Source organism: Chachezhania sediminis (genome assembly GCF_009765275.1).
In the GTDB taxonomy this organism is placed as follows: domain Bacteria; phylum Pseudomonadota; class Alphaproteobacteria; order Rhodobacterales; family Rhodobacteraceae; genus Chachezhania; species Chachezhania sediminis.
This window is the reverse complement of the sequence record NZ_VOPH01000018.1, coordinates 39,903-54,129: the sequence shown is the minus strand read 5'-3', so window position 1 is coordinate 54,129 and position 14,227 is coordinate 39,903. Positions and strand designations below refer to the sequence as shown.

Sequence of the window (14,227 nt, the reverse complement as noted above, 5' to 3'; positions counted from 1 at the left end):
CAGGTGGCGTAGCAGTTCGCTGTCACGGAACCGACCGTGCCGGTTCTTGGAAAAGGTCGAGTGATCCGGCACCTGGTCGCTGAGGTCCAGCCGGCAAAACCACCGATAAGCCAGGTTCAGATGAACCTCTTCACACAGCCGCCGCTCCGACCGTATGCCGAAGCAATACCCGACCAGAAGCATCCGGATCAGCAGTTCGGGGTCGACCGACGGGCGCCCGGTATGGCTGTAGAAATCAGCAAGGTAGGCGCGGAGGCCGGACAGGTCCACGAACCGGTCGATGCAGCGAAGCAGATGGTTCAGCGGGACATGATCCTCGAGCGAGAACTCATAGAACAGCGCCGGTTGCGCCTCCTGCCGCGGTCCCATCATCGCCGATCCTCCCACCCTGTACGGGAATTGAATCAGCCGACGGCCCTTCGATCAAGCGAGAGTTTGTCAACGAAATACGCCCTTCGTGTCGGCGCTTGGCCTCCAGTTGCGCCTTGCAGGAATGCCGCTCGGGCTGCCCTCCGCCAGCTGCGGCCATCAGCCCAAGCGACTACTTTGGTCTTGGCCGACCGAAGGGGCGCTCGCATCAACCACTCAATGCGACAGTGGGCTGCTTGCCATGGCCTCCGCCCTCGACAGCATCCTGGACACGTGGCGCAGATTGAGCTCATGCGCCTCAGCAACCTGGTCGATCACCTCACAGATGGCGCCCAAGGCAGCTTCAGACAGCCCCCGTCGCGCGCCCTCGCGCTCCGCGAAGGAGATGAGATCCCCCTTATTGGGGCCGGCGAGGCGCAGGATGTCCAAGCGGCTCAGGAACGGGGCCGGAAGCGTGCTCAGGCTGTTCGAGGTCAGGATCCAGCTAATCCAGGACATGTCGAAACCGACCTGGTAGTAGGGGCACTTCCAAGCCACGGCAGACGAGCGTTCCAGCAGCGGCAACAGCCCCTCGGCCAAGCCGTAGGCCTGCCCCTTGGTCGAGGTCGGTGTTCCGGCCTTCTCGATCTCGTCGATCACCACGATCGGGTTTGCGCAGAGGCTCTGCACAATGGTTTGCAAGGGCCGTCCAGGGAAGGCCGAGCCCCAGCCGCGTTGCGAGCCGTTGACGACGAACGAGTCCTGCTCTGCGGTTCCCTCGATGCCACAACGCGGCACCCCGAGATGGCGCCCGAGCTCACGTGACCACACGCTCTTGCCAATCCCCGGCGGGCCGTCGAGCAGCACGGGTGGCAGACGGAATCCGGGCTCTCCCACCCGCACCGAGCGGCGCATCGCTTTCCAGAGGAAGTCAGTGGCCGCCGCCATCCAGGGCATCTCGGCATGAATGGCCGCGGCGATCTCATCGGCGCGGTGTTCACTCGCGATGCCGACCAGATCGGCCCCGCCCCGGAACGCCTCGAGCGCGCGCCGGTCATCCGAGCTGAGATGGCTGAGCCCCGAGACCTTGGCACGCGCCCGCATCACCCGACGCGCGCGGCGCAGGATCCTGGTCCGATCCTTCTCCGAGAGATGCACCGCGATGAGGTCCTCGTTCCAGCGCAACTCATCTTCAAAGTCTCCCGGCACCTTCGGAGACACCCCGTCTCGGAGCGCACGGAGCTTGCGCAGGTGCCACTCGAAGCGGCGCTTGAGGGCGAACTCGTCCTCGTCGGGATCGGCGAAGCGGGCATCGATGAACTTGATCTTTGTCATGGGGGTCCTTTCTGGCGCGTTGCGCCATACCCTCGGGCAGAGGCTCTGCTGGAGGGGGATGTTGGAAAGAACCCGGCCGGATTTGCACTGAGGGATGCCTAAAGCGCCGCTGGCCGTCAACGGCGCCCACCAGAGCGCAGCGCCGCCGCGGCGCATCACAGGCCGCAAATCCGCCAGTCACACAAGTCATTGAAATAAAAAGAAACCACCGACTGCAGTGCAGCCGATGGTCATTAATCCTGTGCCGGAATGGTCAAATTACCCCGGAAATGGACAAGATTTAGTGGGTCCTACATCTGGCTTCTGCCCCGGCGATGCCTTACGCGCACTTCGAAAAGCCGCAGTTGGCACAGGTCATGCAGCCTTCCAGCATGCGCATGTCGAACTCGCCGCAGCTGGGGCAAGCGCCCTTGGCCGGGGTCTTCGGCGTCTCGGTGCCAATATTGGCCGCCGGGTCCGAGGTCAGGCCCCGCCCCTCGCCTGCGATGAACCCGGTCGAGATCAGGTGCGTCTCGATCGCGCCGCCGATGGCCGCCAGGATCGACGGGATGTACTTGCCATCCATCCAGGCCCCGCCGCGCGGGTCGAAAACCGCCTTCAGTTCCTCCACCACGAAACTGACGTCGCCGCCCCGCCGGAACACGGCCGAGATCATGCGCGTCAGCGCCACGGTCCAGGCGAAGTGCTCCATGTTCTTCGAGTTGATGAAGACCTCGAACGGACGACGATGGCCGTTGATGACGATGTCGTTCACCGTCAGATAGATCGCGTGCGGGCTGTCCGGCCATTTCAGCTTGTAGGTACGGCCCTCCAGCCCCTGCGGACGGTCCAGCGGATCGGCCATGTAGACGACCTCGCCCCCTGCCGCGGCGGCCTGCATCGCGGGTTCCGGCGTTTCTTCCTGGGCCTTGGTCTCGCTGACCGCCAGGACCGATCCGGTCACGTCGTTCGGGCGATAGGTGGTGCAGCCCTTGCAGCCGGTCTTCCACGCTTCAAGGTAGACGTCCTTGAATTCGTCGAAGCTGATGTCCTCGGGGCAGTTGATCGTCTTGGAGATCGAGGAATCGATCCATTTCTGCGCCGCCGCCTGCATCTTGACGTGGGCCTTGGGGCTCAGCGTCTGGGCGTTCACGAAATAGTCCGGGAAGGGCGCGTCGCCCATCCGGTCGCGCCACATCTGGACGGCGTAGTCGACCACCTCTTCCTCGGTCCGGCTGCCATCCGGCAGCAGCACCTTGCGGGTATAGGCATAGGCGAAGACCGGTTCGATCCCCGACGACACGTTGCCGGCGTAAAGGCTGATCGTCCCGGTCGGCGCGATCGAGGTCAGAAGCGCGTTGCGGATCCCGTGTTCGCGGATCGCGTCGCGGACGTCGTCGTCCATCTGCATCATGGTGCCGGAGGCCAGGTAGGGTTCCGCATCGAAGAGCGGGAACGCCCCCTTCTCCTTCGCCAGCTCCACCGATGCCAGGTAGGACGCGCGGGCGATGGCCTTCAGCCAGGCCTCGGTCTGGGCCGCGGCCTCGTCCGTGCCGTATTCCAGCCCGGTCATCAGCAGCGCGTCGGCCAGGCCGGTCACGCCCAGCCCGATCCGCCGCTTGGCCTGCGCCTCGGCCGCCTGGGCGTCCAGCGGGAACTTCGAGATGTCGACGACATTGTCCATCATCCGGACGGCAGTCGTGACCAGGTCGGCCAGGGCCTTCTCGTCCACTGCGGCCTTGGGCCCGAAGGGATCGGTCACCAGCCGCGCCAGGTTGATGGAGCCCAGAAGGCAGGCGCCATAGGGCGGCAGGGGCTGTTCACCGCAGGGATTGGTGGCTGCGATGGTCTCGCAATAGTTCAGGTTGTTCTGCTTGTTGATCCGGTCGATGAAGATCACGCCCGGTTCGGCATAGTCATAGGTCGCCTTCATGATGCGGTTCCACAGGTCCCGCGCCTCGACCGTGTGATAGACGGTGCCGTCGAACTGCAGGTCCCAGCTTTCGTCCTTTTCCACCGCTTCCATGAAGGCGTCGGTCACCAGCACCGACAGGTTGAACATCCGCAGCCGGGCGGAATCCGACTTGGCCGAGATGAACTGTTCGATGTCCGGGTGGTCGCAGCGCATCGTCGCCATCATCGCGCCGCGGCGCGACCCTGCGGACATGATCGTCCGGCACATCGCGTCCCAGACATCCATGAAGGACAGCGGGCCCGAAGCGTCTGCCGCCACACCCTTCACGTCCGCGCCCTTGGGCCGGATGGTCGAGAAGTCGTATCCGATGCCGCCGCCCTGCTGCATGGTCAGCGCGGCCTCTTTCAGCATGTCGAAGATTCCGGCCATGGAATCGGGGATCGTCCCCATGACGAAGCAGTTGAACAGCGTGACGCGGCGGGCGGTGCCGGCGCCGGCCGTGATGCGGCCGGCGGGCAGGAATCGGAAATCCTCCAGTGCCTCGTAGAAGCGGTCTTCCCAGGCGGCGGGATCCTTTTCCGCGCGCGCCAGATCGCGTGCGATTCGGCGCCATGTATCTTCGACAGTCAGGTCGTTCGGCGTGCCGTCGGCAGCCTTGAAACGATACTTCATGTCCCAGATCTGCTCGGCGATCGGGGCGGCAAAACGGGTCATGGAAACGATTCCCAGTGAAATGATATGAGGAGGCCCAGACTACCTCAGATGGCCCGAACCATCAACGCCGGACGCTACCCCTTGAAGATTTTTGGTATGTGACCGCAATATGCTGTTGTGGGCAGGATGAGAATCGATCCAACGGGGTGACATGACGGTACATCTGGTCAAGCTCTGCGTCGGCGCGGACGACATCGAGGATCTGGCGCTTTGGCAGAAGATCCGCAGGAACGAGGGCGTCTGGCCCGACGGCCTGCCCCGCCACGTCACCCGCATGTGGCCCAAGCGCGAGGCCGATCTGCTGGACGGCGGATCGCTTTACTGGGTGATCAAGGGCGTGATCCAGTGCCGCCAGCGGATCGTCCGGCTGGACGAGGTCACGGCCGAGGACGGCACCCGCCGCTGCGCGCTGGTGATGGAGCCCGAGATCGTACTGACCACCCCCGCCCAGCGCCGCCCGTTCCAGGGCTGGCGCTACCTTGCGGCCGAGGATGCGCCCCGCGACCTGCCAGCCGGCCGCAGGGCCGATCGCGGCGACGTGCTGCCACCGGACCTGGACCGCGCGCTGGCGGATATCGGCGTTCTCTGAGTTTCGGGGGCTGGCTTGTGGCATGCCGGCCGGGGACGCTGTCCCCGGACCCCTGGAGGTATTTGTGAAGAGAAGAAGGGGGCAGTTCGCGGCGCGGCGCCTTCGAGGCGAGGCGGCGAAAAGGTGCCGCCGGCCGACCGGATCGCGGTCCGGCAACGCCCGCGAACACCCCAGTCGGTTCTGTGCAATGGCCTTGGCCAGGTCATCGGGCGCGGCTGTTGCGGCAAGTCATCGCCCCCGTCCCGACCGCGACCTGGCGATGGGGAGCGCTTTGGACGCGACCCGCCCGGTTAGTTCGGCGACCTCATGCGCCTTGGGACAAGCGGCTCCGCCCCCAGGCCGCCCTGTCAGACCGGCTCCAGCACCTGATCAAGGCATTGCTGCAGCGTCGCCCGCTCCGTGGGGGTACAGGGCGCCGTGCGGCTGCGCCACAGGGTCGCCTGCGACTTCAGGATCGGCCCGTCCGACAGGATCTTCAGGTGGTTCGCCTTCAGCGTCTCGCCGGTCGAGGTGATGTCGGCAATGGCTTCGGCCGTCTCGTTCTTCACCGTGCCCTCGGTCGCGCCCTGGCTGTCGATCAGTGCATAGTCGGCCACGCCCCCATCGGTCAGGTATTCCCGGACCAGCCGGTGGTACTTGGTCGCGATCCGCAACCGTTCCCCATGCACACGCCGGAACGCCGCCGCGGCCGCGTCGAGGTCGTCGACGGTGTCGACATCGCGCCAGAACCGCGGCACTGCCAGTACAAGGTCGGCATGGCCGAAGCCCATCGGCACGACCTCTTCGACCTGCTGTTCCCAAAGCGGCAGCTTCTCGTGCACGAGATCCGTGCCGGTGACGCCCATATGGATGCGGCCGGCGGCCAGTTCGCGCGGGATCTCTCCCGCCGACAGCAGCACCAGGTCGATGCCGTCGATACCTTCAACGGCGCCGGCATACTCCCGTTCCGATTCTGTGCGCACCATGCGGATGCCGCGTTTTTCGAACCAGTCGAAGGTCTTTTCCATCAGCCGGCCCTTCGAGGGCACGCCCAGTTTCACGCCCATCGAGCCGCTCCCAGATCGACCATCAGTCCCGGCCGGATAATGCCGCCCACGGCCGGGATCTCGGCCCCCTGCCCCAGGATCCGGGTCAGCGCATCGTAACGCCCGCCGCTGGCGACCGCCGGCAGATCCGGCCGTCCCTCGGCATAGAAGCCGAAGACGAAGCCGTCGTAATATTCCATCGAGGTCCGGCCATAGGAGGCCTCGAAATCCAGCTTGTCGACATTCACGCCCCGCGCCCGCAGGGCCGCGATCCGCGCCTCCAGCCGGTCCAGCGCCGGGGTGATCGCCGGCAGGTCGATGGCGATGTCCCGCAACCGTTCCAGCGCGAAGGGCATTGTCTCGCGCACCGCCAGCAGCGCGCCCAGCGCCGACAGCGTCAACCCCGACAGGGGCGGCGTGGCGGCGTCGGCACGCAGCGTCTCGATCCGCGCCTCGACTTCCTCGCGGCTGCGCAGCCCGATCGCGGGCGCGTCGTCGGCGGCGGCCCCAGCCAGCAGCGCGGCCCGCGCCGGGGGCACCGGCGACCGGCCGGAATAGCGTTCCAGCAGTCCCCGGAACCGCCGCGGTCGCCAGATATGCCGCATCAAGGCGGCCTTTCGCGCGGGGCTCGTCTCCAGCCCGTCGACGGCCGCCATCAGGATCCCGATATCGCCGGTCGCTGCACGCAGGCCCTTCAGGTCCGACACCCCGTGCGAAATCAGGGCAAAGACCTCGGCATCCGCAGCCGCCGGGTTCTCGCGGTCGAAGACCTCGTATCCCACCTGAACGAATTCGCTGGCGCGGGACGGGTCCACCTCCTGCCGTCGGAAGACCTCTCCGGCATAGGTATAGCGGGCCGGGTCGGCCCCACCCGCCATGTGCATCTGCACCACCGGCACCGTGAAGTCCGGCCGCAGCATCAGCTCGCCCCGGACCGCGTCCGACGTGACATAGGCCCGGGCCCGGATGTCCTCGCCATACAGTTCCAGCAGAAGGTGGGCCGGTTGCAGCACGGCCGGATCGACCGGTTTCGCGCCCGCGGCCTCGAACATCGCCTTCAGCCGGGCCGCCCGCGCCAGCGTGGCCGCACGCGCGTCCATCAGCCCTGCCCCCGGTCGTTCTGGTCGTTCAGAATGCGCCGGACGGTCGCCACCAGATCGGAACGCGCCACCTCGTACTGGCTGGGCCGTTCCTTCCATTCCTCCAGCGTCGCTTCCGCCGCGATCTGGGCGCCAAGGATCAGGTCCTTGATCTGGATGACGCCCGCGTCCTTCTCGGCCGAGCCCTGGATCACGGCCACCGGGCTGCCCCGCTTGTCCGCATATTTCAGCTGATTGCCGAAGTTCTTGGGGTTGCCCAGATAGACCTCGGCCCGGATGCCCGCATTCCGCAGCTCCGCCACCATGGCCTGGTAATCCGCCATCCGGTCGCGATCCATCACGGTGACGACGACCGGCCCCGCAGACTCGTCCTTGAACCGCCCCTTCGCCGTCAGCGCCGCCAACAACCGGTCGACTCCGATGGAGATGCCCGTCGCCGGCACTTCCTGTCCGGTGAACCGTTTGACCAAGTCGTCATAGCGCCCGCCGCCCGAGACCGACCCGAACTGCCGCGGACGGCCCTTCTCGTCCAGGATCTCGAAGGTCAGCTCGGCCTCGTAGACCGGCCCGGTATAATAGCCCAGCCCCCGTACGACCGACGGGTCGATCACGGCACGATCAGAGCCGTAACCGCCCGCATCCAGCAGTTCGGCAATCTGTTCCAGTTCGTTGACCCCGGTGGTTCCGGTCTCTGAACCCTTCACCAGGTCATGCAGCACGGCCACCGTCTCGGCCCCGGTCGCGCGGCCGGCGCTGACAAAGCCCATGACGATATCGGCCTGCTCGGGCGACAGGCCCGCGCCCTTGGTGAAATCGCCGCTCTCGTCCTTGCGGCCCTCGCCCAGCAGCGCGCGCACGCCGTCCTCGCCCAGCCGGTCCAGCTTGTCGATGGCGCGCAGTACGATGCCGCGCTCGGCGAAATGCGCATCCGGATCCGACGGATCCAGCACGCCCGCCACTTCCATGACGCCGTTCAAAACCTTTCGGTTGTTGACGCGGACGATGTAGTCGCCGCGGTCGATCCCCACCTCTTCCAGCGTGTCCGACAGCATCGCGCAGATCTCGGCATCGGCCGCCATCGAGGCGGTGCCGACCGTGTCCGCATCGCACTGGTAGAACTGCCGGAACCGCCCCGGCCCCGGCTTCTCGTTCCGCCAGACCGGACCCATCGTGTAGCGGCGATAAGGCGTCGGCAGGTCATTGCGATGCTGCGCATAGACCCGCGCCAGCGGCGCCGTCATGTCATAGCGCAAGGCGAGCCAGTCGCCATCCTCTTCCTGCCAGGCAAAGACGCCCTCGTTCGGGCGGTCGACATCGGGCAGGAACTTGCCCAGCGCCTCGACCGTCTCGACGGCCGAGCTTTCCAGCGCGTCGAAGCCGTATCGATGATAGACCCCGGCAATCGTGCGCAGCATTTCGGAACGCCGGGTCACCTCGGCGCCGAAATAGTCACGGAACCCTTTGGGCGTCTCGGCCTTCGGGCGGGGGGTCTTCTTGGGCTTGGCCATGGGGGAATGTCCTGAAGCGGGCCGCAGTCGCGGCGGGGTCTAGCCCAGTGCCCCTTTCGGGGCAAGCCCGGCGCCTGCATTCCGGGCCGCATTCCCCGGATCGGGCGGCCGAGGGGGCTCTGCCCCCGCGCCCTTCGGGCTCCCCCGAGGTATTTGAAGACCAAAGAAGTCAGGAGCGCACGCCCGGCTTCTTCTTTTCAAAAATACTCCCGCCGGAGGCATTGCCCGGCAACGGGCAATCGGCAAGCCCGACACGTCAGTGGCGCCCGCAAACCCACGTAGAGCGGGGTTTACCCCGCCGACACCCCCGGTTCAGATCTCGTCCACCATGGTCACGCCCTCCAGGCTTTTCAGAGCCTGGCGGATCTGGGACGAGACGACGAAGTCCGTGCCCAGTTCCATGTCGACCTCTCCCGGCAGGCCGGGATCGCACAGGCAGAGCTGCACCGGTGCGCGGGTGGCGGCCTTGGCGGCCGCCTTCGCCTCTTCCAGGACGCGCGCGACCGTGGCGATGGCGCGCGGATCCTCGATCCATACCTTCAGGCCCGAAACGCCGCCCTGGGCCACTGCGGCCTCGATCGGGGTCACCGTGCGGCCAAGCAGCTTCAACTGGTCGGCTTCCAGTGTCGCCTCGACCTGGACCACCACGCGGGATCCGGTTTCCAGGTGTTCGCGCCCGGCTTCCAGCGCCTCGGAGAAGAGTGTCACCTCGTAGGCGCCCGTTGGGTCCGACATCTGGCAGAAGGCAAAGCGGTTGCCGCGCGCGGACTTGCGCTCCTGCCGGCCGGCGACGATGCCCGCCAGCTTGGCCACGTGGGGCCCACGGGCCGCGCGTTCCGTCACCTCGTCCAGGGTCATGATGCCCCGGCGCTTCAGCACCGCCATGTCGTCGTCCAGCGGATGGCCCGACAGGTAGAAGCCCACCGCCTTGAACTCTTCCCCCAGCCGTTCCGCCGGCAGCCAGTCGGGCACGCCCGCCAGCCGCGGTTCCGGCAGATCCTCGCCCGCCTCGCCAAACAGCGAGACCTGTTTCGATTCCTTCTGGTCCTGGATCGCGGCCGAATAGCTGACCAGCGCATCCAGGCTTTCCATGACCCGGCGCCGGTTCGGATCCAGCTGGTCGAAGGCGCCCGACCGGGCCAGCATCTCCAGCGGCCGCTTGCCGATCCGCTTCAGGTCGACCCGGCGCGCAACATCGAAAAGCGTGACGAAGGGCTTGTCGACACCTTCCGCGCGCCGGCCTTCGGTCACAAGGCGCATCGCCTCGACCCCGACGTTCTTCAGCGCGCCCAGCCCATAGACCAGCGCGCCGTCGCGCACCGTGAAAGTCGCCTCGGACCGGTTCACGCAAGGCGGCACCCAGGGCAGCTGCAGCCCCTTCCGCGCTTCTTCGAAATAGATCGCCAGCTTGTCGGTCAGGTGGATATCGCAGTTCATCACGCCGGCCATGAACTCGACCGGGTGGTTCGTCTTTAGCCACGCGGTCTGGTAGCTGACCACGGCATAGGCCGCGGCGTGGGATTTGTTGAAACCGTAGTTGGCGAACTTGTCGAGAAGGTTCCAGACCTCCAGCGCCTTCTTGTCGTCGACGCCGTTTTCCTTGGCGCCCTTGATGAACTTGGGCCGCTCGGCGTCCATCGCCTCCTGGATCTTCTTGCCCATGGCGCGGCGCAGAAGGTCGGCACCGCCCAGCGTATAGCCCGCCATCTCCTGCGCGATCTGCATCACCTGTTCCTGGTAGACGATGATGCCCTGCGTCTCGTCCAGGATATGGTCGATGGTCGGGTGCAGCCGGTCGCGGTCCGACAGCCCGTTCTTCACTTCGCAGTACTTCGGGATGTTCTCCATCGGGCCCGGACGATAGAGCGCGACAAGGGCCACGATGTCCTCGATACAGGTGGGCTTCATGCGCTTCAGCGCATCCATCATGCCCGAGCTTTCCACCTGGAACACCGCCACGGTCTTGGCCGCGGCGTAAAGCGCATAAGTCGCCTCGTCATCCAGCGGGATCGCGTTGATCTCGTCCACCGCGCCCTCGGGCGGTTCGTAAAGCTGGCGCCCGTCGGCCGCGACATGCAGATGCCGGCCCGAGGCATGAATCTGGTCGATCGCGTTCTGGATAACGGTCAGGGTCTTCAGACCCAGGAAGTCGAACTTCACCAGCCCGGCCTGTTCCACCCATTTCATGTTGAACTGGGTTGCCGGCATGTTGGATCGCGGATCCTGGTAAAGCGGCACAAGCTCGTCCAGCGCCCGGTCGCCGATCACGACACCGGCGGCGTGGGTCGAGGCATTGCGCAACAGCCCCTCGACCTGCTGGCCATAGGTCAGAAGGCGGTTCACGACCTCCTCGGCGCGGGCTTCCTCGCGCAGGCGGGGTTCGTCGGCCAGGGCCTTCTCGATCGACACCGGCTTCACGCCCTCGACCGGGATCATCTTGGACAGCCGGTCGACCTGGCCATAGGGCATCTGCAACACGCGGCCGATGTCGCGCACGGCAGCCTTGGACAGAAGCGCACCGAAGGTGATGATCTGTGCCACCCTGTCGGCGCCATACTTGCCCTGCACGTATTCGATCACCTCTTCGCGGCGATCCATGCAGAAGTCGATGTCGAAGTCGGGCATCGAAACCCGTTCCGGGTTCAGGAACCGTTCGAACAGCAGCGAATAGCGCAGCGGGTCGAGGTCGGTGATCGTCAGTGCGTAGGCGACAAGGCTGCCCGCGCCCGAGCCCCGGCCCGGACCGACGGGAATGTTGTGATCCTTCGCCCACTTGATGAAGTCGGCCACGATCAGGAAGTAGCCGGGAAAGCCCATGCCCTCGATGATGCCCAGCTCGAACTCCAGCCGCGCCTCGTATTCGTCGACCGAGGTCGCGTGCGGAATAACCGCCAGGCGCGCCTTCAAGCCCTCTTTGGCCTGGCGGCGCAGTTCGTCGACCTCGTCCTCGGCAAAGCGCGGCAGGATCGGGTCGCGCCTGTAGGCCATGAAGGCACAGCGGCGGGCGATCTCGACCGTGTTTTCCAAGGCTTCGGGCAGGTCGGCAAACAGCGCCACCATGTCCTTCTGCGAAGTGAAATGGTGCTGCGGTGTCAGCTTGCGGCGCGGCTGCTGCTGGTCGACATAGGCGCCCTCGGCAATGCAGATCAGCGCGTCATGTGCCTCGTACATCTTGGCGGACGGGAAATAGACGTCGTTCGTCGCGACCAGCGGGATGTCCATGGCATAGGCCATCTCGACATGGCCGCGCTCGGTCAGCTTCTCGACCTCGGCCGGACCGTTCGATCCGGGATGGCGCTGCAACTCGACATAGAGCCGGTCGGCGAAGATCCCGTGCAGCCGCGCCATCAACGCCTCGGCCGCCGGCCGCTGCCCGCCCTGCAAAAGCCGCCCGACGGGACCGTCGGGACCGCCACTGAGGCAGATCAGTCCCTCGGAATGCGCGTCCAGTTCCTCCAGCGTGACCTGCGGCAGCTGCCCGCCCTTGCCGACATAAAGGCAGGTATTCAGCTTCATCAGATTCAGATAACCCGCCTCGGACTGCGCCAGCAGGACGATGGGCGCCGGATCCTTCGGCTTCTCGCCCGGCTGGACCGGCATATAGGCCAGGTCGACCTGCATCCCCAGGATCGGCTGGATCCCGGCACCGGCCAGCGTGACCGAAAACTCCAGGGCCGCGAACAGGTTGTTGGTATCGGTCAGCGCCACCGCCGGCATCTCTGCCGCCTGGCAGAGCGCGGGCAGCTTCTTCAGCCGCACGGCGCCTTCCAGCAGGGAGTATTCGGTGTGCAGGCGCAGGTGGATGAATCGGGGGCTCTCGGTCATGCGCTCACCATATGCTGTGCCCGGCTTGTGGTGAAGGGCCAGCCGTTGCCGGACGGACCGGTGGGGACGCTGTCCCCACACCCCTGAGGTATTTGTGGACCAAAGAAGCCAAAAGCCACGTCCCCGGCTTCTTCTTTTCAAAAATACTCCCGCCGGAGGCATTGCCCGGCAACGGGCAATCGGCAACGCGCATACAGGCTTGGGCGCCCGGAAACCTGCATAGGGCGGGGTTTACCTCGGCGCCACCGAAGGACCAGGCGCGCGCCTCATTTGGTTAGCAATGTGGCTAATAGTATTGACGATTCGGTCCGCACCCATTACCTAGCCACATGACTAACCATCTCGACAGCTTCTTCGGCGCCATGTCCGACCCCACCCGCCGCGCGGTGATCGAGCGGCTGGCCGGCGGCCCGGCGCCGGTCAGCGAATTGCATGCGCCACACGATATCGCGCTGCCGACCTTCCTGCGGCACCTGAAGGTGCTGGAGGCGGCAGGCCTGGTCCGGTCCGAAAAGAAGGGCCGCGTGCGCACCGTGCACCTGGAGGCCGCACCGTTGGCCGAAGCCGAGGGCTGGCTGCAGCGGCAGAGGCAGCTCTGGGACGGGCGGCTCGACCGGCTGGATGCGCTGGTGCGAGAGATGGAGGCCGGCACGGAGGGAGGGTCCGCGAATGACCACACATGAGTGTTTCACCATCACCCGGCAGCTGGCCGCGCGGCCCGCGACCGTGTTCCGGGCCTGGGCCGATCCGGTGCTGAAGCGCCGCTGGTTCGTCGACAGCGACGGTCCGCAGTGGCACGAGCGGCGCTACGCGCTCGACTTTCGGGTCGGGGGACAGGAATCCGGGTCCTTCGAACTGACCGAAGGTCCCGGCAAGGGCCTGCACGAGAACGTCACCCATTACCTGGGGATCACGCCGGACACGCGCATCCTTTATGCCTACACGATGGCGATGAACGGGCGGATCCATTCCGCGTCGCTGGCCACGGTCGACATGGCGGCCGAAGGCAGCGGCACCCGGCTGACCTATACAGAACAGGGCACTTTCCTAGAAGGCTCGGACGGGACCGACATGCGGCGCGGCGGGTGGGAGCACCGGCTGAACGCCCTTGAGACCGTTCTTTGGAAGGAAAGCGCCTGATGCCCCATGACCTCATACTTGTGCGGCAACTGCCGGCCCCGCCCCTCAACGTCTTTCGCTGCTGGACGGAACCCGAGTTGCTGAAACGCTTCTTCGCCCCCGAACCGGGCGAGACGGTCGTGGCCACGATCGACCTGGTTCCCGGCGGGCGCTTCTACACGATGATGCGGTTCGAGACCTATGGCGATATCCCGACCGAAGGCTGCGTGCTGCTGGTCGATCCGGGCCGGCGCTTCGTCTTCACGGACACGCTGACGGAAGGGTTCCGGCCGTCCCCCAAACCCTTTTTCACCGCCGACATCACCTTCACGGCAAAGGACGGTGGCTGCGAATACCGGGTGCTGGCGCGCCATGCCGATGCCGAAACCGCCGCCCGCCACGAGGAGATGGGCTTTTCCAGCGGCTGGGGCACTGTGGCCGATCAGCTGGGACGGCTCGCTGCGACCCTGTAGCAGCCCCCGCAGCCGCCACCGGAAGCGGCATTTGCCCGAAAAACAGGCGCTCGATTATCTGCCTGAACTTGAAACTGCTTCACGGCCGGCCGCGGCCGGCGCAGCAACGTATTGCAATTTCTTCTCTTTTTTGACCAAGCGGACAAAACCGGGAAATTGTCGTTGCAGCCGCGCCGCTCCGCCGGCGCGGCGCAGGCTTGCCAGCAGGGTTGCCATAACTTTACGCTTTCAAAAGCAAAAAGCAGCCGCCCCCTTCCACGTCGCATCGGGGGAACACGCGGTTCAACGGGGATGGCG

The 14,227-nt window shown here is 65.9% G+C and carries 12 protein-coding genes; 4 read left to right on the top strand and 8 right to left on the bottom strand.

Going from position 1 to position 14,227, the window contains the following annotated elements:
* The 3 genes from FQK05_RS25005 to FQK05_RS24995 form a co-directional block, all read right to left on the bottom strand.
* The coding region (locus FQK05_RS25005; protein WP_199252769.1) for a transposase at nucleotides 1-372 on the bottom strand (372 nt) is incomplete at its 3' end.
* Nucleotides 373-585: 213 nt separating this feature from the next.
* Nucleotides 586-1,683 (bottom strand): AAA family ATPase, encoded by a 1,098-nt coding sequence (locus tag FQK05_RS25000; protein WP_158972165.1) that lies wholly within the window; start codon nucleotides 1,681-1,683, stop codon nucleotides 586-588.
* Nucleotides 1,684-2,002: 319 nt separating this feature from the next.
* Nucleotides 2,003-4,291: an adenosylcobalamin-dependent ribonucleoside-diphosphate reductase gene (locus FQK05_RS24995; protein ID WP_158972163.1), complete on the bottom strand. Its 2,289-nt coding sequence runs from the start codon at nucleotides 4,289-4,291 to the stop codon at nucleotides 2,003-2,005.
* A gap of 151 nt (nucleotides 4,292-4,442) precedes the next feature.
* On the opposite strand from FQK05_RS24995, the gene FQK05_RS24990 reads away from it, so the two are divergent.
* Nucleotides 4,443-4,880: a DUF1489 family protein gene (locus FQK05_RS24990; protein WP_158972161.1), complete on the top strand. Its 438-nt coding sequence runs from the start codon at nucleotides 4,443-4,445 to the stop codon at nucleotides 4,878-4,880.
* A gap of 347 nt (nucleotides 4,881-5,227) precedes the next feature.
* Here FQK05_RS24990 and hisG read toward each other — a convergent pair whose 3' ends face one another.
* The 4 genes from hisG to dnaE all read right to left on the bottom strand — a co-directional run bounded on the left by hisG (nucleotide 5,228) and on the right by dnaE (nucleotide 12,338).
* Complete coding sequence (gene hisG / locus FQK05_RS24985) at nucleotides 5,228-5,926, bottom strand: ATP phosphoribosyltransferase (protein WP_158972159.1); 699 nt, start codon at nucleotides 5,924-5,926, stop codon at nucleotides 5,228-5,230.
* Nucleotides 5,917-7,005: an ATP phosphoribosyltransferase regulatory subunit gene (locus FQK05_RS24980; protein WP_158972157.1), complete on the bottom strand. Its 1,089-nt coding sequence runs from the start codon at nucleotides 7,003-7,005 to the stop codon at nucleotides 5,917-5,919. The genes hisG and FQK05_RS24980 overlap by 10 nt, the downstream gene beginning before the upstream one ends.
* Complete coding sequence (gene hisS / locus FQK05_RS24975) at nucleotides 7,005-8,513, bottom strand: histidine--tRNA ligase (protein ID WP_158972155.1); 1,509 nt, start codon at nucleotides 8,511-8,513, stop codon at nucleotides 7,005-7,007. The genes FQK05_RS24980 and hisS overlap by 1 nt, the downstream gene beginning before the upstream one ends.
* Nucleotides 8,514-8,825: 312 nt before the next feature.
* Nucleotides 8,826-12,338: a DNA polymerase III subunit alpha gene (gene dnaE / locus FQK05_RS24970; protein WP_158972153.1), complete on the bottom strand. Its 3,513-nt coding sequence runs from the start codon at nucleotides 12,336-12,338 to the stop codon at nucleotides 8,826-8,828.
* Nucleotides 12,339-12,667: 329 nt separating this feature from the next.
* Here dnaE and FQK05_RS24965 point away from each other — a divergent pair, with 329 nt between their 5' ends.
* From FQK05_RS24965 to FQK05_RS24955, 3 genes are read left to right on the top strand one after another with little or no spacing between them, the layout of a single operon-like run.
* The gene (locus tag FQK05_RS24965) at nucleotides 12,668-13,021 is read left to right on the top strand and encodes an ArsR/SmtB family transcription factor (RefSeq protein ID WP_158972151.1); all 354 of its coding nucleotides are present in this window, start codon (nucleotides 12,668-12,670) and stop codon (nucleotides 13,019-13,021) included.
* Nucleotides 13,008-13,478: an SRPBCC family protein gene (locus FQK05_RS24960; RefSeq protein ID WP_158972149.1), complete on the top strand. Its 471-nt coding sequence runs from the start codon at nucleotides 13,008-13,010 to the stop codon at nucleotides 13,476-13,478. The genes FQK05_RS24965 and FQK05_RS24960 overlap by 14 nt, the downstream gene beginning before the upstream one ends.
* Nucleotides 13,478-13,930 (top strand): SRPBCC family protein, encoded by a 453-nt coding sequence (locus tag FQK05_RS24955; RefSeq protein ID WP_158972147.1) that lies wholly within the window; start codon nucleotides 13,478-13,480, stop codon nucleotides 13,928-13,930. The genes FQK05_RS24960 and FQK05_RS24955 overlap by 1 nt, the downstream gene beginning before the upstream one ends.
* A gap of 54 nt (nucleotides 13,931-13,984) precedes the next feature.
* On the opposite strand, the gene FQK05_RS24950 is transcribed toward FQK05_RS24955, so the two are convergent.
* Nucleotides 13,985-14,146, bottom strand: coding sequence for a hypothetical protein (locus FQK05_RS24950; RefSeq protein WP_158972145.1), 162 nt, complete (start codon nucleotides 14,144-14,146; stop codon nucleotides 13,985-13,987).
* Nucleotides 14,147-14,227: the final 81 nt, after the last annotated feature.

Excerpts from the sequence above, each read along its gene's own strand:
- FQK05_RS25000 (WP_158972165.1), bottom strand. The coding sequence starts at position 1,683 with ATGACAAAGATCAAGTTCATCGATGCCCGCTTCGCCGATCCCGACGAG.
- FQK05_RS24995 (WP_158972163.1), bottom strand. The coding sequence starts at position 4,291 with ATGACCCGTTTTGCCGCCCCGATCGCCGAGCAGATCTGGGACATGAAG.
- FQK05_RS24990 (WP_158972161.1), top strand. The coding sequence starts at position 4,443 with ATGACGGTACATCTGGTCAAGCTCTGCGTCGGCGCGGACGACATCGAG.
- hisG (WP_158972159.1), bottom strand. The coding sequence starts at position 5,926 with ATGGGCGTGAAACTGGGCGTGCCCTCGAAGGGCCGGCTGATGGAAAAG.
- FQK05_RS24980 (WP_158972157.1), bottom strand. The coding sequence starts at position 7,005 with ATGGACGCGCGTGCGGCCACGCTGGCGCGGGCGGCCCGGCTGAAGGCG.
- hisS (WP_158972155.1), bottom strand. The coding sequence starts at position 8,513 with ATGGCCAAGCCCAAGAAGACCCCCCGCCCGAAGGCCGAGACGCCCAAA.
- dnaE (WP_158972153.1), bottom strand. The coding sequence starts at position 12,338 with ATGACCGAGAGCCCCCGATTCATCCACCTGCGCCTGCACACCGAATAC.
- FQK05_RS24965 (WP_158972151.1), top strand. The coding sequence starts at position 12,668 with ATGACTAACCATCTCGACAGCTTCTTCGGCGCCATGTCCGACCCCACC.
- FQK05_RS24960 (WP_158972149.1), top strand. The coding sequence starts at position 13,008 with ATGACCACACATGAGTGTTTCACCATCACCCGGCAGCTGGCCGCGCGG.
- FQK05_RS24955 (WP_158972147.1), top strand. The coding sequence starts at position 13,478 with ATGCCCCATGACCTCATACTTGTGCGGCAACTGCCGGCCCCGCCCCTC.
- FQK05_RS24950 (WP_158972145.1), bottom strand. The coding sequence starts at position 14,146 with ATGGCAACCCTGCTGGCAAGCCTGCGCCGCGCCGGCGGAGCGGCGCGG.